At 64.7% G+C, this 19,676-nt stretch carries 19 protein-coding genes; 12 read left to right on the plus strand and 7 right to left on the minus strand.

Going from position 1 to position 19,676, the window contains the following annotated elements:
• The first annotated feature begins 274 nt into the window (after window positions 1–274).
• From AC0L2J_RS28515 to AC0L2J_RS28560, 10 genes are all read left to right on the plus strand, one after another.
• A complete protein-coding gene (locus AC0L2J_RS28515) occupies window positions 275–1,057 on the plus strand; it encodes an alpha/beta hydrolase (RefSeq protein ID WP_473395221.1) in 783 nt (260 codons plus the stop codon).
• Between the two features lie 97 nt (window positions 1,058–1,154).
• On the plus strand, window positions 1,155–2,021 hold the full coding sequence (locus AC0L2J_RS28520) for an MBL fold metallo-hydrolase (RefSeq protein WP_473395222.1): 867 nt from the start codon (window positions 1,155–1,157) through the stop codon (window positions 2,019–2,021).
• Complete coding sequence (gene mdcA, locus AC0L2J_RS28525; RefSeq protein ID WP_473395223.1) at window positions 2,018–3,664, plus strand: malonate decarboxylase subunit alpha; 1,647 nt, start codon at window positions 2,018–2,020, stop codon at window positions 3,662–3,664. Before AC0L2J_RS28520 ends, mdcA begins: the two co-directional genes overlap by 4 nt.
• 10 nt (window positions 3,665–3,674) lie before the next feature.
• On the plus strand, window positions 3,675–3,992 hold the full coding sequence (gene mdcC, locus AC0L2J_RS28530; protein ID WP_106942095.1) for a malonate decarboxylase acyl carrier protein: 318 nt from the start codon (window positions 3,675–3,677) through the stop codon (window positions 3,990–3,992).
• Window positions 3,989–4,927, plus strand: a complete 939-nt coding sequence (locus tag AC0L2J_RS28535; protein ID WP_473395224.1) for a biotin-independent malonate decarboxylase subunit beta — start codon at window positions 3,989–3,991, stop codon at window positions 4,925–4,927. Before mdcC ends, AC0L2J_RS28535 begins: the two co-directional genes overlap by 4 nt.
• Window positions 4,914–5,636, plus strand: a complete 723-nt coding sequence (mdcE, locus tag AC0L2J_RS28540) for a biotin-independent malonate decarboxylase subunit gamma (protein WP_473395225.1) — start codon at window positions 4,914–4,916, stop codon at window positions 5,634–5,636. Before AC0L2J_RS28535 ends, mdcE begins: the two co-directional genes overlap by 14 nt.
• A complete protein-coding gene (gene mdcG, locus AC0L2J_RS28545; RefSeq protein ID WP_473395226.1) occupies window positions 5,611–6,291 on the plus strand; it encodes a malonate decarboxylase holo-[acyl-carrier-protein] synthase in 681 nt (226 codons plus the stop codon). Before mdcE ends, mdcG begins: the two co-directional genes overlap by 26 nt.
• On the plus strand, window positions 6,288–7,169 hold the full coding sequence (mdcB, locus tag AC0L2J_RS28550) for a triphosphoribosyl-dephospho-CoA synthase MdcB (RefSeq protein WP_473395228.1): 882 nt from the start codon (window positions 6,288–6,290) through the stop codon (window positions 7,167–7,169). The genes mdcG and mdcB overlap by 4 nt, the downstream gene beginning before the upstream one ends.
• A complete protein-coding gene (locus AC0L2J_RS28555; protein ID WP_473395229.1) occupies window positions 7,166–8,116 on the plus strand; it encodes an AEC family transporter in 951 nt (316 codons plus the stop codon). Before mdcB ends, AC0L2J_RS28555 begins: the two co-directional genes overlap by 4 nt.
• A gap of 9 nt (window positions 8,117–8,125) precedes the next feature.
• Window positions 8,126–9,064, plus strand: a complete 939-nt coding sequence (locus AC0L2J_RS28560) for an ACP S-malonyltransferase (RefSeq protein ID WP_473395230.1) — start codon at window positions 8,126–8,128, stop codon at window positions 9,062–9,064.
• Window positions 9,065–9,242: 178 nt separating this feature from the next.
• Here the strand turns inward: AC0L2J_RS28560 and AC0L2J_RS28565 are convergent, their stop codons facing one another.
• The 7 genes from AC0L2J_RS28565 to AC0L2J_RS28595 all read right to left on the minus strand — a co-directional run bounded on the left by AC0L2J_RS28565 (window position 9,243) and on the right by AC0L2J_RS28595 (window position 17,197).
• Window positions 9,243–10,286: a helix-turn-helix domain-containing protein gene (locus tag AC0L2J_RS28565; protein ID WP_473395231.1), complete on the minus strand. Its 1,044-nt coding sequence runs from the start codon at window positions 10,284–10,286 to the stop codon at window positions 9,243–9,245.
• A gap of 266 nt (window positions 10,287–10,552) precedes the next feature.
• Complete coding sequence (locus AC0L2J_RS28570; RefSeq protein WP_473395232.1) at window positions 10,553–11,845, minus strand: HlyD family secretion protein; 1,293 nt, start codon at window positions 11,843–11,845, stop codon at window positions 10,553–10,555.
• Window positions 11,846–11,856: 11 nt separating this feature from the next.
• Entirely contained in the window at window positions 11,857–12,060 is a 204-nt protein-coding gene (locus AC0L2J_RS28575) for a DUF1656 domain-containing protein (protein WP_473395233.1), read from the minus strand.
• Window positions 12,057–13,961: an FUSC family protein gene (locus AC0L2J_RS28580; RefSeq protein ID WP_473395235.1), complete on the minus strand. Its 1,905-nt coding sequence runs from the start codon at window positions 13,959–13,961 to the stop codon at window positions 12,057–12,059. Before AC0L2J_RS28580 ends, AC0L2J_RS28575 begins: the two co-directional genes overlap by 4 nt.
• Before the next feature lie 173 nt (window positions 13,962–14,134).
• The gene (locus AC0L2J_RS28585; protein ID WP_473395236.1) at window positions 14,135–14,515 is read right to left on the minus strand and encodes a response regulator transcription factor; all 381 of its coding nucleotides are present in this window, start codon (window positions 14,513–14,515) and stop codon (window positions 14,135–14,137) included.
• A 103-nt stretch (window positions 14,516–14,618) separates the two neighbouring features.
• Complete coding sequence (locus tag AC0L2J_RS28590; RefSeq protein WP_473395238.1) at window positions 14,619–15,290, minus strand: response regulator transcription factor; 672 nt, start codon at window positions 15,288–15,290, stop codon at window positions 14,619–14,621.
• Window positions 15,287–17,197, minus strand: coding sequence for a PAS domain-containing sensor histidine kinase (locus AC0L2J_RS28595; RefSeq protein ID WP_473395239.1), 1,911 nt, complete (start codon window positions 17,195–17,197; stop codon window positions 15,287–15,289). Before AC0L2J_RS28595 ends, AC0L2J_RS28590 begins: the two co-directional genes overlap by 4 nt.
• A gap of 460 nt (window positions 17,198–17,657) precedes the next feature.
• Between AC0L2J_RS28595 and AC0L2J_RS28600 the strand changes: the two genes are divergently transcribed.
• Together AC0L2J_RS28600 and AC0L2J_RS28605 are read left to right on the plus strand one after the other, a co-directional pair.
• Window positions 17,658–18,506 (plus strand): helix-turn-helix domain-containing protein, encoded by an 849-nt coding sequence (locus AC0L2J_RS28600; protein WP_473395240.1) that lies wholly within the window; start codon window positions 17,658–17,660, stop codon window positions 18,504–18,506.
• Window positions 18,503–18,712: a hypothetical protein gene (locus AC0L2J_RS28605; protein WP_007596015.1), complete on the plus strand. Its 210-nt coding sequence runs from the start codon at window positions 18,503–18,505 to the stop codon at window positions 18,710–18,712. The genes AC0L2J_RS28600 and AC0L2J_RS28605 overlap by 4 nt, the downstream gene beginning before the upstream one ends.
• The last annotated feature ends 964 nt before the right edge of the window (window positions 18,713–19,676 follow it).

A 19,676-nucleotide genomic window follows, 5' to 3' on the forward strand; every position in this document is an offset into this window, starting at 1 on the left:
TTGCCGTGAATGACAGAGCGCGTATCGATCGTCTTTCGTGTACGAACGCCGGCCGTTCACGCTTGCGAGAGGTCATGTCATGAATGTCAGCGCTGCATAACGTGAGCCCCAAAAATGCATCTCTCAGCCGGGCCGCGTCCGGAGGATGATCGAACAGTGGCCGTCGCAGCTCGCGTGTCCCGGCGTGCGAAGTGGCAAGGATAGTTGTTTGCGGAAATACGCAAGCAAGCCTCGAAAGTAGTATCGCGTCATTCCAACACGGAGTGATCCCGACATGAAACACCTCAACGCTGGCCTGGCCGTTGCCGCCCTTTCGCTATTCTCGACCGTCGCCCCGGCGCGCGCGGAACCGCTAAAGAACATCGTGCTGGTGCACGGTGCCTGGGTGGATGGGTCCGGCTGGAAGCCGGTCTACGAGATACTGACCAAGGAAGGATTCCGCGTCACCATGGTGCAGGAGCCCGAGACCTCATTCGCCGACGACGTCACAGCGGCGAAGCGCATTCTCGATCTCCAGGACGGCCCGACGCTTCTCGTCGGTCACAGCTACGGGGGCTCGATCATCACCGAGGCCGGCGTTCATCCCAACGTCGTCGGTCTGGTCTACGTCGCCGCACACGCGCCTGACGTCGGAGAGGATGAATCGGCGCTGGGCAAGAAGACGCCGAGCGTGCTCGGGAAGACCGAAGGCGTCATCAAGGTGACGCCCGACAAGTTCACCTATCTCGATCCCGTGCAATTCCCGAAACTGTTCGCGCCGGATCTGCCGCGCGAGCGGGCCGAGTTCGTCGCACGCTCGCAGGTCCCGGCCGCGACACAGATCTTCAGCACGCCGCTGACGGCGGCGGCGTGGAAGACCAAGCCGAGCTGGGGCATCGTCGCCGGCAACGACCAGATCATCAGTCCGGATCTGGAGCGCTGGTACTACGAGCGCGCCAAGAGCCAGACCACCGTGATCCCGGGCGCTAGCCACTCGGTCTACGAGTCGCGTCCGAAGGAAGTGGCGGCAGTCATCGCCCGCGCCGCGCGCAGCATTCAGTCGCCGGTTACGCGCTGATCGCCCTTCGCTAGTTCTGACGCACGACCGGCAGAAGGAAGGCCGGCGGGAGTGAGAGCACCCCCGCCGGCTCGAATGTTCCATCCGGAGAATTCCCATGAAAATGATCGAGACGACCGGCTCCACCCTGAACTGGAAGGTGACTACGGTGAAGCGGGCCGGACTCAGCCGCGACTTGCCGTCCGGCAATCCGGATTTGATGTGGGTCGCGAATTCGTCGACGCTGATCTACGGTGAACGGGATGCGGTTCTCGTCGACACGTTCCTCACCGCGGGGCAGTCGAAAACGTTGCTGGACTGGGTCGTTTCGTGCGAGCGAAATCTGACCACGATCTATGTTACGCACGGACACGGAGATCACTTCTTCGGCCTGGCGCCGCTGCTCGATCGCTTTCCGCATGCGAAGGCCGTTGCAGTTCCCGAGGTCGTCAAGGAGATGAAGGCGCAGCTTGCACCTGAAGCGCTCGACGGCTTCTGGCGCAAGCGCTTTCCGGGCGAGATCGCAGAGCGTCTGGCCGCGGCTGCGCCCCTCAAAGGCGAGCTTACGCTCGAGGGACACAAGCTCGTCGTCGTCGACATGGGACGAACCGATACGGCCCGCTCGACTGCTCTTCATGTCCCCTCTCTCGACCTGATTGTCGCCGGCGACACCGTGTACAACGGCATTCATCCCTATTTGGTCGAAACCGATACGCAGAGCCGGCTGGAATGGATCGCCGCGCTCGGCCGGCTCGAGGCCTTGAAGCCGCGCTTCGTGGTGGCCGGACACAAGAAGCCGGACAATGACGACGCGCCGCGCAACATCACTGAGACCCGCGAGTACCTGCTCGATTTCAACCGCCTCGATAAGGCGACGACATCGCCGCGCGAGCTTTACGAGGCGATGCTCGAGCTCCATCCCGACCGTGCCAATCCGGGATCGCTCTGGAGCGGAGCCAACGCCGCAAAGGAGCTGAGGTCATGACGAGTTGGCAGAACAATCGAGCCGCGCGAGATGCGCGGATTGCGGCGGGAGCTGGCCTTGCCCGCGGCAAGGTCGTTGAAGCGCACGACGTCACGCGCCTGCTGGAGGCCGTGGTCCGATCGGGTGATCGCGTTTGCCTGGAAGGCGATAACCAGAAGCAGGCGGATCTCTTGAGCCGCGCACTGCTGGCGGTCGATCTGTCCAAGGTCAACGATCTGCACATGGTGCAGTCGGGTGTCGTTCTGCCCGAACATCTGGACCTGTTCGACCGCGGAGTCGCGAAGCGGCTGGACTATGCTTATTCAGGGCCGCAATCGGCGCGCATCGCACGCATGCTGTTCGGCGGCAAGATCGAGCTGGGCGCGGTTCATACCTATCTCGAACTGTTCGCCCGCTACTTCATCGACCTCACGCCGCACGTCGCGCTGATCGCCGCCGTCAGCGCCGACCGCGATGGAAATCTCTACACCGGCCCGAATACCGAGGACACCCCGACCGTGGTCGAGGCGACCGCGTTCAAGGACGGCGTCGTGATCGCACAGGTCAACGAAATCGTCGACACCGTTCCGCGGGTCGATATCCCGGCGGACCGTGTCCATTTCATCGTCAAGGCCGACAAGCCGTTCTTCGTCGAGCCGCTGTTCACGCGCGATCCGGCGGCGATCACGGAAGGCCAGATCCTGACAGCGATGCTCGCGATCAAAGGTGTCTATGCGCCCTATGGCGTACAGCGGCTCAATCACGGCATCGGCTTCAGCACGGCCGCGATCGAGCTCCTGCTGCCGACATTCGGCGAGAGGCTTGGGCTGAAGGGCACGATCGCGACCCATTTCGCGCTGAATCCCCATCCCGCGCTCATTCCCGCGATCGAGTCCGGCTGGGCGCGGCAGATCCACTCGTTCGGGTCGGAGGTCGGCATGGACGACTACATCCGCGCCAGATCCGACGTCTATTTCACCGGTCCCGACGGCTCGTTGCGCTCCAACCGCGCCTTGTGTCAGACCGCCGGCCTCTATGCCTGCGACATGTTCATCGGCTCCACGCTGCAGATCGATCTGCAAGGGAACTCGTCGACGGTTACTACCTCGCGCATTGCAGGCTTCGGCGGCGCCCCGAACATGGGGGCGGATGCCCGGGGGCGGCGCCATCCGAGCGAGCCCTGGCTGAAGGCCGGAGCGGAGGCTGATCCCGACAGTCCGGCGCCGCTACGCCGCGGCCGCAAGCTGGTCGTGCAGATCGGAGAGACGTTCGGCGACAAGAACGTGCCGCTGTTCGTCGAGAAGCTCGATGCGATCGAGCTCGCCGAAAAGCTGAAGCTCGATCTCGCGCCGGTCATGATCTACGGCGACGACGTCACGCACATCATCACCGAAGAGGGCGTGGCAAACCTGTTGCTGTGCCGCACCGCTCAGGAGCGCGAACAGGCCATCCGCGGCGTTGCCGGCTACACCGACGTCGGCCGTCGGCGGGATCATGGCATGGTCTCGCGCCTGCGCGAACGCGGCGTGATCCGCAGGCCGGAAGATCTCGGTATCAATCCGCTCGATGCGGATCGCAGCTTGCTGGCGGCGCGCTCGATCAAGGATCTCGTGCGCTGGTCGGGCGGTCTCTACGCGCCGCCGTCAAAATTCAGGAATTGGTGAGGGACGGACCATGGAAGATCTCAACTTTCAACACCAGGTTCGCGCGCGAGCCGGCGGCACCAGGCAAAGCGCGATTGTCGGCGTGGTCGCTTCCGGAAATCTGGAAGTGCTGGTCGAGCGCAGCTTGCCGGATGCGGAATGCGCCGTGGACATCAAGACTGCGGCCGTGGGCTTCGGAGCAGTCTGGAGCGCCGTGATCGGCGATTTCGTCGAGCGCTATTCGCCGGGCGGGCTGAAGTTCTCGATCAATGACGGAGGCGCGCGTCCGGATACGGTGTCGCTGCGACTGGCGCAGGCGGTGCGATTGATCGCGGAGGCCGGTCAATGACCGCTCCGCTCAAGGACATCAGCCCGGCCGAACGGGCCCGCAGCACCAGCTTCTACGAGGCATCGGCCCGCACGCGGCTGGAACTGCTGCTCGATGCCGGCAGCTTCGTCGAGTTCATCGGGCCGGAGCAGCGCGAGGTCAGCCCGCATCTGAAGATATTCGATCTTCCCGAGCAATTCGACGACGGCATCGTCGTCGGTCACGGTCGCCTTGATGGTTCGCCGGTGTTCGTCGCCGCGCAGGAAGGCCGCTTCATGGGCGGCGCGTTTGGCGAGGTGCACGGCGCCAAGCTGACGGGGCTGCTCCGCGCCGCGCGCCAGATCGGCTCGATCCCCCTCCTGATCCTGCTCGATACCGGCGGCGTCCGCTTGCAGGAGGCGAATGCCGGCGAGCTCGCTATCGCCGAGATCATGCGCGCCGTGATGGAGGCGCGTAGCGCTGGCGTGAAGGTCATCGGCCTGATCGGCGGCAGGTCCGGCTGCTATGGCGGCGGCGGCCTGATCGCAGGCTGTTGCTCCGCTCTCGCCGTCTCGGAGCCGGGGCGTATCGCGGTGTCGGGCCCCGAAGTGATCGAGACCAATCGCGGCGTCGAGGAGTTCGATTCCCGCGATCGCGCCTTGGTCTGGCGGACCATGGGAGGCAAGCATCGCCGTCTGCTCGGTGCCGCCGATGTTTTCGCCGACGACAATGTGCAGGATTTTCGCGAGGCCGCGCTGGAGTTGCTCGGCCTGGTCGGACCTTTCGGTCTCGACAGGCTGAGGGCCGAGCAGCGGCGGCTTGCCGACCGGCTGCGCAGCTTCGGCGACTGCGGCGATGCCGTGGACATCTGGACGGCGGAAGGCATCGCGCATGCCGAGGCCGTTCCAGAGCTGCCGGCCGATCAGTTCATTGCCCTTGCCAACCGGATCGGGAGGACCAGCCGTGACGCTCGATAATATCCTCGCTTCGCTCTTTCCCGACGGCCATGAGGTGAGGAACGACAAGGGCGTCATCCTCGGCTCGGCGACGCTGCGGTCCGGCGGCCGGATGCTCGTGCTTGGTGTTGCAGACCGGACGGCGCTAGGCGTCGACGAAGCGATCAGGCTGTCGGGCCACGTCCTGGAGTCGATTGGTCGCGAGTCCGGGCCGATCCTGGTGCTCGTCGACAGCGACAGCCAGCGCATGAGCAAGCGGGACGAGCTGCTCGGGCTGAACGAGTTCCTCGCGCATCTGGCGAAGGTGCTGATCCATGCGGATATGAATGGCCGCCCGACTATCGGCCTTCTGTACGGTCACTCGGCTGCGGGCGCCTTGCTTGCGACGGGCCTTGCGACGCGTGTGCTGGTCGGACTGGCCGGAGCCGATCCCGCGGTGATGGACCTGCCGTCGATGGCGAAGGTCACCAAGCTGTCGATGGAGGCCCTGCAGGAAAAGGCGAAGTCGACGCCGGTGTTCGCACCGGGCCTTTCCAATCTCGCACAGATGGGCGCCGTTCACATGACGTGGAGCAATGCCACGTCGCTTGCCGACCAGTTGGAGGCGCTGCTGGCCGGTTTGCCGGCCGTGCAGGACCGGCGGGATGCGCTCGGCAAGGAGCGTGGCGGCCGGCTGAAGGCCACGGAGATCGCGGAGCGCGTTCATGACCTCGCCCTGCAAGCACGGTGAGCGTCCCCCGGGTCGTCACGACCTCGTCTTCCTCAGCCCCGAAGGCTGGCGCGCGATGCTGGACGCGCGCGACGATCTCGCAGCCGATTCCCTTCTCGCGCGTTGGCCAAAAATGCGATGGCCGACGATCAGGCGACGCGCTCTGCCATGCGAGGCAACAGGCCTCGCGCTGGGCCTGCCCTTGCCGCCCTCTGCCGGCAAGAAACGGGTCTCTCTCGTGGTCGATATCGACCACGTCGCCTCGGTTGCGAGGCCGCCGTCGCTGCGGCAGGCGCGGGCCTACGCGCCGCGCAACTGGTGGCCGACGCTCGACCGGCTCGACGGGCTGGCGCTTCGCCATGCGGTGGAGGTGCGCGTGTTCGGCAGCCTGGCCTGGCAGTCGCTGACCGGGCTCGACTACGTGACCGACCGTTCCGATCTCGATGTTCTGTTCGAGTTTCACCGCGAAACCGACATCGATCGCCTCGTCGCCGACGTCGCTGCGATCGAGACTGGTGCGCCGATGCGGCTCGATGGCGAGTTGATGGGCGCCGACGGCGCTGCGGTCAACTGGCGCGAATTCCACGGCGGCACCAGCGAGCTTCTGGTCAAGAGCCTCGCGCGCGTGGTCCTGCTCGGCAGGCATCAATTCATGTCGGGAGCGATGGGATCATGATCACCACGGCCGCAAGAGGCCTGGAACGGCCGGTTCTGCGCCGACCGCAGATAGCGCCCGATGTCTCCGCCATCGGCGCCGTCGCCGCCGATTGCCTCGTCCAGGAGCTCGAAACCTGGCCGAAGCCGGGGCTGGTGAGCCATGTCGACAACGGCAGCCACGACGACATGGATGCGGGCACGTTCCGTCGCAGTGCTGCGGCCATCAGGCCCTACCTGCAACGCCTGGCCGACGCGGGCGCGCTTGGCTGCGGCATGGGGCGGCTGCGTATCATCGGCCTTGAAGCGGAGCGCGCCATGCTGGCGGCGACCGCGGGCGTCAACACGCACCGCGGTGCAATCTTCGGGCTCGGCCTGCTGTGCGCGGCAGCCGGCGCGAGAGCCGGCGGTTTCGTTGATCCCGGGCTTCCGCTTGGCGCTGTCGTGGCGCGCCTGTGGGGCGACAGCATATTCGATGGTCCGGTGCTGCTGCACAGCCATGGCAGCGCGGCCCGCCGCCGCTTTCGCGCGGGCGGTGCACGGATGGAGGCCGCAAACGGATTTCCCAGCGTCTACCGGATCGGCTTGCCGGCCTTGCGCGGAGCGACGCCGATTGCGCTGGAAGACACGGAAGCCGCCCGGGTCGAGGCGTGCTTTGCGTTGATCGCATTCGTCGAAGACACCAACCTCCTGCATCGCGGTGGGCTCGACGGCCTTCGCTTCGCACATGATGCGGCGCGTCGCTTCATCGCTTCAGGCGGCGTCGGCGTGTCCGGCTGGCGTGCGCGGGCGCAGTCGATTCACGAAAGCTTCGTCGCCCGTCGCCTCAGCCCGGGTGGATCGGCCGACCTTCTTGCGATGACGCTCTTCGTCGACGCCCATGAAAGGCCGATTTCATGATGTCCAACGCGATCCTGATGGCGCTTGTGCCGGTATTCTTCGTTCTGTTGCTGGGATACGCCGCCGGAAAATTCCATATCGTCGACAATCTTCACGTCGACGCCCTCAACGCACTCGTGATGGATTTTGCGCTGCCGGCCTCTCTGTTCGCGGCGACAGCCTCGGCGTCACGCCGTGAGATGATCGAGCAGGTTCCGCTCTTCCTGGTGCTCGGCGTGACGATGCTGCTGGTCTATCTCGCCTGGTATTTTACCGCGCGTGGGGTCTCCAAGGTTTCCCGGTCGGAAGCATCATTACAGGCGTTGACGATTGGCTTTCCGAATCTCGCCGGCGTGGGCCTTCCGATCATGACCTCAGTCGTCGGGCCGGCCGGCACTGTGCCGGTAGCCGTTGCATTGGCGGCGGGCTCGATCCTCATCAGTCCGCTGACCCTGATCATGGCGGAAATGGGCGCCGCCAAGGCTCGCGGCGAACAAATGGCGGTCCGGCAGGTCCTGACGGCAATTCGGCGTGCGATCACCAAGCCGGTGGTGCTCGCGCCCGCGCTTGGCATCCTGTTCTCGTTATCGGATGTGAGCCTCGACGCGTTGGCCCGTGCAAGCCTCGCGCTGATTGGAAGTTCGGCTGCCGGCGTCGCCCTATTCCTCACCGGAGCCATTCTGTCGGCGCAGTCGTTTCGGCTGGACTGGAAGGTCGTCGCTGCAACGGTGGCTTCGGACATCGTGCGCCCGCTGCTGGCAGTTGCGGTCATTTGCCTCATTCCGATGACGAAGGATGCGGCGAAAACGGCTATTCTGCTCGCCGCCATACCCTCGGGCTTCTTCGGAATCTTGTTCGCCGTGAACTACCGGCTGGATTCCGCAAGGGCAGGGTCGATGGTCATCGCCAGCACCGGATTCAGCGTCGTGACCCTGGCGATTGCCATCGCGCTGCTCTTTCCCCATTAGGCCGCGACCATGACGCTTGCGATCCTCTGCCCGGGACAAGGCGGCCAGCACCGGGACATGTTCGCCCTCACGGACGACGCGCCGGAAGCCGCGCAACTGTTTACGCACGCCGCGGCCTTGCTCGGCGGCAGGGATCCGCGCGAATTCGTCCGCGGCGAGCCCGATGAGGCCCTGCACCGCGATCGTGCCGGCCAGATCCTCTGCACCTTGCAGCCGCTCGCTGCGGCATGTGTGCTCGCAGATGTCATGCCGCGTGGCGTCATCATTGCCGGCTATAGTGTCGGCGAAGTCGCGGCCTGGGGTGTTGGCGGACTGTTCGATGCGACTGCCACGCTCGATCTCGTGACGCGCCGCGCAGAGGCCATGGATGCGGCCACGCTCGCCGGCGACGGACTGATTTTCGTCCGTGGTCTTTCGCGAGACGAGATCGGTCGCCTTTGCGAACGTCACGGCGCGGCGATCGCCATCGTCAATCCCGGCGATGCCTTTGTGGTCGGCGGCGGCCGGGAGGCGCTGAGCGGGATTGCCGCAGACGCGCGGGTGATGCGCGGCGCAAGGATCGTCGCACTGCCGGTTGAGGTCGCCTCCCACACCAAACGGCTCGCCGCGGCGTCCGCGGTATTTCGTGAGACTCTGCGCCTGGCACCGGTGGTGTTCCCGCCGGGGAGCGGTGCGCGCATTCTGAGCGGAATAGATGCCACTCCGGTTGTGTCGGCCAACAACGGTCTCGACAAGCTTGCCGCGCAGATTTCGCAAACCGTGCAATGGGCAGACTGCCTGCAAGCCTGTGTCGAAGCGGGCGCGACGGGGTTTCTCGAGCTGGGGCCGGGACATGCGCTCAGCAGGATGGTTGCCGAGATCGAGCCCGGGCTTCCGGCTCGGTCGCTGGACGATTTCAGGACCCTTCACGGTGTCCGCGCCTGGATTGCGCGTCACCTGAGCGCCTAAGCGCGATAAATTCCGAAGAGACAATCGCGCTACGCGGTGGAAAAAAAGGGGCCATCCTTGGGGGAGGACGGCCCCAAAATGCTCGTATGCCCAGGGAGGAGAAAGAGGCTCGAGCCGTGACTTGGGGGTCTCAGTCACCTAACACACACAGAGTCGCCGATCGCGCGGGCAAAGTATTTCACGAACCCCTGCTATTTCTCATTTCGCATGATTCACGTGATTCCGCGGGCAGCCCGTGGGACACAGCCATGCGTGTCGCAGCCGGATCGCCGAGCCTGGACGAAGCCGACGCGTTCCGACTGGCGCATCGCCAGCGCGCGGGGGTTTCACCTGTGATCCGCTTGAAGACGGTCGAGAAATGCGCTTGGGTGCAGAAGCCGACGGTTAGCGCCACCTCGGCGAGGACCGTGTCGGAATTCGATAGCAGTGATTTCGCACGCTCGATGCGCTGATGCAGCAGGTATTCCCGCGGTCGGTATCCCGTCGCGGCACGAAATTGGGCCGCGAAGTGCATCCGCGACAGTCCCGCCACCTTGGCAAGGTCGGATAGGGTGATGCCGTGGTCGAAGTTCGTCCGGACATACTCCTCGACGCGCCGCAGCCGCCATTTCGGCAACGCATTGACTTTCGCGTGAGGGAACTCGCGCCGGGCAATGTGCATTGCCAGCGTCCGGCCGATGCAGCGTGCGAATTCCCGGTCGGCAGAATGGCCGCGTTCGGTCAGTGCTTTCGCAAGCTGCTCGGCAAAGGGGTCGCGGAGCAGGACGAGGTCGTTGAGGTCTTCCGGCGCGGCGCGGCCTGCTCCAGGCCGTAGAGACGGAAAATAACTGCCGGCAGAGACGTGGAAGTGCAGGAAATCGCACGGCGCGTAGAACTGCGCACCGAGCCGCTGCGACGGTGCGCCGATATACAGCGTGCCTGCCGGCATGACGCCGTCGAAGACGGTTTGGCGGCCTCTGGTCAGTTTGACGCGTGTCGGTCTCAAGGCGATGGCCAGGAAGTATCGGTCGCAAGGCGTCCGGGCTTCTTCGTGCCTTATGCCTGTTTGGGTCGAGGTCCAGCGCGAGATCGTAATGTCATCGGACGCGGTGGCGGCGCATTGGCTGGGCTGGCGCCACCTGACTTCGTGGAGAATTGCGCGAGACTCTTGCGGGGAAGCCGGTTCGCGCCGGCTGGGCTGATACGTCACCCGGGCGCCGGCCGCTTGCATATCAGTAAGCATCGTTCGCCCCGTATCCTGGATTCTGCTGCCGTCGGACGGCAGCAGAATGCAATTGGTCCATGTTCGAACGATAGGTGCGACCGCGCCGAAAGGCTTGTTAAGGAAGCTGAAGCGGCATTAGATTTTGCAAATGCGAGCGGGTGCGACCGCGTGTCGCGAAAACTTCAATTGGACCAAATGGATCAAGGATGTGTGGAGAAGGCCGATGTCGGGCGCGGCACACACTTCGGAAGGGAGATGCATGCCGTCCCGTCCGACCTGGTGATTCAGGGCAGACGTGGCGAGGCATCGAGGCCGGGTGTCAGGCCGGGCGCGATCGTCGCCGCCGGAGGAACGGCGGGTTCGCGCGAATACGGAACCGCTTCCACCTCGGGGGGCTGCTGGGACGTGGCCTGAAGGCAGTTCGCGCGAGGCGGACGTCCCGCGCCGAACAGATCGGCGACGGGATCCACGAAGTTCGTGCGGAATTGCTCAAACCGGCTTTGGGTTTCGCTTGAGGGCTGCCGGATCGTCACCGTCGCCGTCATGCCGGAGACCAGCGGCACCCCCGGAGGCACCGTGTCGATGGCGACGCGCACCGGGACGCGCTGTGCCAGCCTAACCCAGGTGTAGATGGGATCGACGTTGGGCAAGCCCTGGGTGCCGGATGCGGCGTTCGACACGCTGACGCCGCGGGTCACGGTTTTCACATGTCCCTGAAGCGGCTTGGAGTAGCCGACCAACTGTGCCTCCGCGCGATCGCCCACGCACACGCCAGCCATCTTGGTCTCTTCGAAATAGCCGTCGATCCAGAAACTGTTGGCATCGATGATGGAGACGTTGCTGGTGCCGGTGGCAGCATAATCGCCGACGCGCAGCAGGAGATTGGTGACATAGCCGTCGACCGGACTCGTCACGTTGGTTCGTTTCAGGTTCAATTCCGCCTGAGCAAGCTGATGCGCCGCCGCCTCATACGCAGCCTTTGCCTGCAAGGCATTGCCGGCGAAGATCTGCTGTTCCTCCGGCGTCGTTGCGAGGTTGGACAAGCGCTGCCGCCGGTTGAACTGGGCCTGCTTCACTTCGAGATCGGCCGCGCGCTGGTCGAGGACGGCCCTGCCGACATGGGCGGCCACCTCGAAGTCGAAGGGGTCGATGACGTAGAGCACGTCGCCCTTATGGACGAACTGATTGTCGGTCACCCGCAGTTCCACGATCTCGCCCGAAACCTGCGGCGCGACGTTGGCCACCTGGACGCGCACGCTGCCGTTCCGGGTCCAGGGCGCGGTGACGTAATGCTGCCAGGTCGCGAGCGATATCAAGACGGCGACCAGTGCAATGCCGAGGGTCGCGAGATGTTTGCCGGCGCCGTGGATGAAGCGGCGGGCGCCCTCGCGCAGCACCTTCGCGGAGGCAGCCGCCTGTTCCGGAGGTCTGACGCCGGCCGCGGCGTGATCGCCGGTGTCGCGCGCCACGGTCTCCGGCATGTTCGAACCGTCCACGATATCTGCGGCATCCACCGGCGCCTCGGTCGGTGGTTCGCCATGAAGCGGGGCGGCGTTGCGGGGCAGGGTTGCTTCCATGACTTTTCTCCCTAGAAGAACAGTGCGAGCATGCCGAACATCGCCACGTAAAGGCAGAGTTCGGCGAGCGACGGGTTGCTGAAGAATCTCGCGAACCCGACGAACCGCAGCAGCGGGCGCAGCATCAGCAACGCGAGCATCGCTGTTGCTGCATAGGAGACGATGGGGGCAATGAGCACGCCGCCGATGACGAGTTCCCGATAGGTGTTCATCATGATCGTTTCTCTCGGCTGGAGCCGGTCGGGGATTGTAACGGCGTGAATGCCGCACTTGCCGCAATCAGTGCGGCGATGGCTGCACTGGTGGGCAGGTTGCTTCGCGCTCCCGCCTGGTGCAGCGCCCCGGCCGAAGCGAGGATCGCGCCGGCGTCCCGCCGGGCGAGGGCCTCTCGCGCGTCCTGCGCCGCTCCGGCGAGCGGGCCCTGGCCGACCCGGTCCAGTTCGGCACGGCAACGCCGCAGGGCGTCGGCCTGATCGAAACAGCGCATCGTCGTGCCGGCGATCTGATCATCGATTGCGGAGGGGCCGTTTGCGGTCAACATCTGTTCAATCCGCGCCGCGTCGCGAAAGGCGACTTCCTCCGGCGCGAGGTGCCGGGCTGGGCCGCTGTCGCGGCGGCTCAGCTCGCGCCGGATCTCTCCCAGCAGCAACCGAACGCGCCGGTCGCCCGACAAGGGGGGCAGCAGCACCTGCGCCGCGAAGACGAGCGCGGATGCCAGGCAGACAAACAGGCTCGTCACGACAAATACCCGGGGGTCGTAGCTCTGCGGATTAGCCGGCGCGAGCACGGCGAGGGTGAACACCAGGACTAGGCGGCCGAGGGAAGACGGCAGCGGGCTCGGCAGCGTGATCAGCAGCGCGAGGCCGATGACGACAGGCGCGAGACCGATCGCCAGCAACTGAAACTCGGACACCCCGTTGAAGACGAGGTATTTCAGGCTGCCGGCCAGCACGCAGGCAATGGGCGTCGCCATCACCGCCACCATCGTAAAGTTGCGTGGCGAGGGCGACGTCGAGCCGAGGCCGATGATGACGGCGACGAGTGAAAGGCAGAGTTCTGTTGTCGGCCAGCCCGCCAGCACGAAGAAGATCGCAATCAGCGTGAACGAGATCGTGGCCCGTGCGCCGGCTTCGGCCGCAATGCGGCGCGAGCGATAGAGCGGCGCGCGCCATGCACGATAGGGATGCGTCCCTGCACGCAGCGCGTCGAGGCTGCTGCGCACTTGCGCGTTCTTGCGGCTGATTTCGGTCCGCACCCAGGATCGGGAAATCGCTATCAGCCCGGCCGCATCCTGGTCCGGATCGTCCGCATTCTGCGCCGGAGCGGGCCTGGCGGAGAGCGCTGCCAGCATGCGGCCGAGAGAGAACGCGCTGACGAGATCGACCAGCGCGGAACGCGCGGCCGCGGCTCTTGTCGGGCCCACGCTCGATTCCGCCGCTAGGCTTGCGATGTCCGGGCGCAGGACTGCGATATCATGCAACAGGCTCGCCGCAACGGGTGCGGATGGCGCTTGGCCGCGCTTGGCATCTTGCGCGAGATCCGTGACCCGCCGGTGCAGCGCCTCGATGCGGCTTGCCAGGGCCGGATGATAGTTCGGCGCGGCCAGAATTTCATTCACGAGCGCCACCGCGAGGACCCCGACGCTGATGGCCGCGCCCCGCGCGACGCCGGTCGGGAATACTTGCAGCGGGCTGTCGATCTGCTGAATGGCAATCAGCGCGACCGTGGTGCAGCAGAGAGACGCTGCATAAGCGCGATTTCCGTCGAGCATCCCGACGGCGTAGACGCAAAGGCCGACCCAGATGCCGAGCACCGCGAGCAGGAGGCCATCGGTTTGGGAAAACATGCCGGCGATCGCGATCGATGCCGCCACGCCGATGGCGGTTGCAAGCAGCCGGTAGCCGGCCTTTTCCATGCCTTGACCGCGCGTGGGCAGTGCAAGGATCGCCACCGTGAGGGCTGACGACGAGGGCGATTCAAGCTCGAGCCAGAAACTCACATAGAGCGCGAGAAGCATCGCGAGCCACACCCGCAGCGCAAAGGCCCAGGAGCTCGCCGGAAACCCGGCGAAGACCAATGGGCGCGCCGCGGCGGCAGAATCGGCATTGGTTTGCATCGCGCGAGATCCCCATTTCCCTCGGCAGAACAGCCAGCCCCGCCAGTGTCGTGATACGCGCGCGAATATGAGGTGCGAGGGGCTCGCCGGTATTTCCGGTTCACCAACTTCGTTGCCGGATTGCACGTCGGGTTGAGGGGAAAACGCTCTCGTCCGCCCAGCCGCGGGCTGGACTATTGCGGCCCGTTGCCTGCCAGCGCGTCTTCGAGGCAGCGGATGATCTCGTCACCGCTGGAAGGCTTGCCAAGATAGCAATGCGCGCCTGCGGCCATGACGCGCTGACGCACGGTTTCGCTCGGAAACGCCGTCATGAAGATGATTGGAAAACGGCGGCCGGCGGCAACCAGCTGGGCCTGCAGCTCATCGCCGGTGATGACTGGCATCTGGACGTCGGCGATCATGCATGCCGGATCCTCTCCGGGCGCCTGCCGCAGGAAGTCAATGCCGGATTCGTAGGCCTGGGCCTCGTAGCCGACCGAACGCACGAGGCTCGCCAGCGATGCCCGAACGCCTTCGTCGTCGTCTACGATCGCAATCACCAAGCTTTTGGCCATGGGGGCGCCTAATCCTGGCCGCGGTGTTCCGCAAGGAAGAGCATCTCCCTCGGCGCGGCCGATGGCGCTTTATGCACCTGGGGCAGTCCCGCCGGAATTATACTCAGGTTTGGTCCGTAGTCCTGCGGGTCTGGGAAACCGCGAGCGCCTCGGCCTTGCGAACGAGGTCGGCGAACGACCGGACCCCCATTTTGCGCATGACGTTCCCGCGGTGGATCTTGACCGTGATCTCGCTCAGCCCGATCAGGGCGGCGACCTGTTTGTTCATCAGGCCGGCGGTGACATGGCCCATCACCTCGCGCTCGCGCGCCGTCAGGGTCTCGTACTGGGCACGGATGTCCTCCTTGGTCGCGGCTTCGGCCCGGTGCTGCGCATCGCGTTCGAGCGCCGCGGTCACGGCATCGAGCATGTCCTGGTCGCGAAATGGCTTGGAGAGGAAATCGACTGCGCCGGCCTTCATGGCACGCACGGACATCGGAATGTCCCCATGGCCCGTCATGAAGATGATCGGATAGCTGATGCCCTGCCGGACGAGCTGGCCCTGCAGGTCGAGCCCGCTCACGCCGGGAAGGCGGACGTCCAGCACGATGCAGCCGGGGCCGTCGGGCAGCGAGCCTCCAAGCAGTTCGGACGGCGAGCCGTACAGGCGCGTATCGAGGCCGACGGACCGGAACAGGCTGTCGAGCGAGGCGCGGATCCCTGCGTCGTCATCAACGATGATAACGACCGAGTTGAGCGATTGGGCCGGCGATTGCGCGTGGTCTGGTCGTGTCATGGTCTGATGTGTTCTTGGCTGTATGGCAGTGTCAGGCGGAATGTCGCTCCCGTGCCGGGGGTGCTCTCGACCGACAACTCGCCGCCGTGAGCTTCCACCGTCGTTCGGCAGATCGCAAGTCCCATGCCCATTCCACCGCGCTTCGTCGTGAAGAACGGATCAAACAGGCGTGGCATGTCGTCCGGTCGGATGCCGGGGCCGCTGTCCTGCACCGTGATGGCGAGTCTCTCGCCGTCGACGGCGCTGGCGCGCAGCATGACGGTACGGGAACCGCGCTGGTCCGACATGGCCTGGCCGGCATTGACCAGCAGGTTGACCAGCACTTGCTGAAGCTGGATACGGTCGCCGCGAATTGGCTTCAGGCCAGGCGTCGTCTCGACAGTCAGGACGACGTCGTCATTCGCGAGCTCCCGCGCGACCAGAAGGGCCGCTTCCTGGATGATCTCGGCGATATCGAGACTGTCCTGCTGGGCAGGCGCCTTCTTCAGGAAGGTGCGGATGCGGGCCACGACCTCGCCGGCACGGCGGCCCTGCGCGACGACGTGAACGATCGTGGCCGCGACCTCCTTCAGATCGGGCGCGTCGCGCCGCAGCCATCGCAAGCCGGCCTCGCCGCTGGTGACGATCGCCGCCAGCGGCTGATTGACCTCGTGGGCGATGGAGGCGCTGAGCTCGCCGAGGGTGGCGACGCGCGCGGCATGGGCGAGCTCCGCCTGCGCCGCGAGCAACGCATCCTGCGCCTGCTTGCGCTCGGTGATGTCGACGACGAAGGCGAGCACGTTGCGGTCGCCGTCAGGCCCGGAGGGGAAGGTGATCGTGAACAGCACGGGAACTTTGCGTCCGTCGAGCCTGACGAGCTCGGTTTCGCCTTCGTAGAACGGCTCGCCTTCCGCGAACGCGATCAATGCGCCGAGGAAACTGCGGTCGTTCTCGCCGAGAAGCGAGTCTACATTCTCGATAAAGGTCGGGGCGCCGTTTGCTCCTGCCATCTTTTGTAGGGCCGGATTGACGTCGGTGATTGCAGCGAGCCGGCGGGCATGCCGGACGAAATCGGGATGTCGCGCCAGATGGTCGCGCAGGCTGGCTCCCGCGGTGTCCAGCGATTGCAGTGCGGCTCGGAGTTCGCTCCAATCCTCTTCGACGACGCCGATCCGGCTTGCGTCGAACATCCGGCGGTATCGCTGTTCGCTTCGCACCAGCGCGTTGTGTGCGGCGACGCGGTCGGTGACGTCGGTGTGCGTTTCAAGGACCCCGACCGGCTTGCCAAGACGGTCGTGCTGCAAGGCCCATCGGGCATCGACGGTGAGCGCCGCACCGTCTTTCGTTCGTTGCTGCACGCGGCCTTCCCATCGACCGGTGCCCACCAGGCCCGCTTCGATGACCTCGCGCCGGTCAGGATATCTGGTTTGCAGGAGCGCGTCGGCGAGCTGCCCGATCACCTCGTCGGCAGACCATCCGTAGACCTGCTCGGCCGTCTTGTTCCAGAAGGTGATCACGCCGCCGCGATCCCTGACGAAGATCATGTCGTGCGAGAGGTTGAGCAGGCGGGCTTGCGCGGCGAGGCGCTTCGTCGCCGCGTGATTTTGCAGCGCCAGCAAGGTCGTGATCCCGATTGCCGCGAGGCTCACCAGCACACGAAGGGCGGGTGAGGCGATGGTCCGCAGATCGTGCGACAGGAGATAGGCTGTTATCGTCAGGACGACGCAGCCGGCCGCGGCGACGATGGTGTCGTCGCGCCGGTTGCTCTTCGCCGCGAGCAGGATCGCCACGATATAGAGAACCGCCACGGCGCCCTCGAGCGGCGTCAGGACGTCAACCAGGAAAACCGCAAAGGCGAGGACGGCGGACAAGGACCGCAGGCCGGTGCGGCTCTTGGATGAGCCCGTGGTCAGGTCATGACGCGTCATCGTCGCTTGCAGTCGTTCTTCTCACATCAGCTATCAGCGGCGTTGATGCCGCGATTTGATCGCGTTCACAACATCCGCCCGCGCGATTTTCGTGCTCTCGTGGAAGACCTGTCGCGCGCTCGATGCGGTGAAACCGCCGGCAATCGGCATTCCCCGGAAAAACCAGGGATCTCGCGTGGTCCCGCCGGCGGATGGTGCGCAGAAAGCGCGTCAACTTACCGCAGGCGTCGCGCCGCAAGTTGTGCCCGCAGCCGCGATCTCGGTGAGACGTCGCATCGGTGCGCTCACCCGACGAACAGGTCGTGATCATACCTAGGTATGACGCGGTCAACCCGAGAACCTATAGACGCACCCGCGGGTAGAATGGATCGCGCACACCGCCGAATTACTCTGCTCCCATGGCATTCGGGCAAGCCGGTCAGGCCAGGCCGGATCGAAAACGGGACAAGGAGATTCGACGATGTCGCTGCAGATGTCACGCTCACAGGCGATCAAGGATCATGACGTTCGCGCGATCGATATCTCGGCAATCGATCGCGATTGGCTCGGGCTATCGAAACTCCCTGGCCGGTTCGACGAAGGCGGAACGATGCTGTCTTTCGTCCATCTGGACATGGCCCTGGCGGTCGAGCATGCGGCGGACGCCGAACGTTCTGCCGCTCGCGGGCCTCGCTTCAGGCTCTCCGCAAAACTCCTTGCACCGCCGCCTGCCGAGAGCGAACGGGCCTTCGGAGGAGAAGCCGCTGATCCGGTGATGCGGCGCCTGTCCGATGCGCTCGCGGCGACCGAAGCCACGCACGATGCCCATTCCGCCATCATGGCCGACGCCCTGCGGCTTGCGATCCTCACCCGGACGTTCAGTCGGCAGGCTCCCAGCGCACGGGCCGAGCTCGATCAGGCCGACGCCATTCGCGAGGAGGACGCTGGAAGGACCGTACGGTCGCTGCAGAATTGGCGTCTCAGGCGCGTCCTGCAATATGTCGACAAGAATCTGACTGCAAAGATAACGCTTCAGGACATGGCCGCCGTCGCCGGCCTGAGCAGGATGCATTTCGCCGGGCAGTTCCGTGCGGCCGTCGGTGTGCGACCTCATGAATATCTGCTGAGGCGCCGCATCGAGCGCGCCCAGGAGCTGCTCAAGCAGGCCGAAATTGCGCTCGTGGATATCGCCCTGACCGTGGGTTTCCAGACCCAGGCGCATTTCACCACGGTGTTCAAGCGCTTTGTCGGCGATACGCCGTATCAATGGAGAAGCGCTTATCTCTCGCAATTCATGCCGCTGCCGCGCGCAAAGGCGGGTCCGTCATGATCAACATTGGCATTCAAGCCCTGCTGCTGTCGCACGCCAGTCTTCATTTGACGCTGACCCATCATGAATTGATGGAGATGATCGAAATTCTCCGTGCTCTCGGCAATTCGTACCGCCTCGCTGCGTCAGAGCCGGGAAGCGGCTTTCTCTACGGACGCCTCGCCTTCAATTTCTGTCGAGGCGCTGTGATGTGGGCCGCGCGGTAGGCGGCACTTCGGTGGCGCTCCGGCGTCGGGTGTCTATGGAAGCGACTGTTTGCTGCGCCTGCCCATGTCATTCAACCCTTGTGCAGACCATCGGGCTCCGCCGCATGCCTTTGGCGGCTGCCAAGAGCCAAAGGCGATCGATGTAAGTGGATGCGGCCGTGACGAAAGGAGAGCGGCGTCGAATTGTCCCGGCGTCTCGACGACGTTGAGTTTCCTCGGCCGCGACTGGGACACTCGTGGCCAACGTCGGCGCCTCCTGGCTGCGAGGCCCATGAACTGCCTCACGCAAAAGATCGGATGAGATATCGCAGGTCTGGTTGGTGTGGGGAAAGACCGTAGCACCCTCCCGCTACCATTTCCCCGAGCTGCCCTTTGATCTACCGGGTAAAACTCAGGTGATTGAGATCAAAAACTCAGACTGATCGTCTCGGGGTAGTGAAGGTATCGCCCTCCGCTACCATTCAAAATTAGCGCGTGGTTCTTGAATTCATCTGGCGGGCCTGTCCCGTGTGCTCGCCTTATAGCTGATGTATTGTCACCTCAGGTGAGATCGCAATCATGAGGTTGGCTAGTCTCTCACTCGCTTCTTCTCGTCGCCGATAAACCAGATCGGATACGAACGCGCTGAAATACTGGCAGGCAGTAATGGCCGTCTTCTAAATTATTGCAACCATGGCGTGTTCGTAGAGCATAAGCAATTAAATTGGCCAAAACATTGGTGCGACGTTAGTCGGAGACCGTCGTCCAGAATACCCGGCGCGTCTCCACGCTCTGTGGGATCCGCCAAGATATTTGTACCCGTCGGGCGAAACACCCGCCACCCCGTCAACCCCGCCCGTCAAAAATATTTCACTTTACCGAAATTCGGTTTTGGCGTATGTGTCGCTCATCCCGGCTCATCCTTGAGGGGCGATCTCGTTGTCGTCTTGATTGCGAGCCGGGCTTGCGGTGGACGCGGCAGCGT

The sequence above is a fragment of the Bradyrhizobium sp. MV1.5 genome (assembly GCF_055807615.1).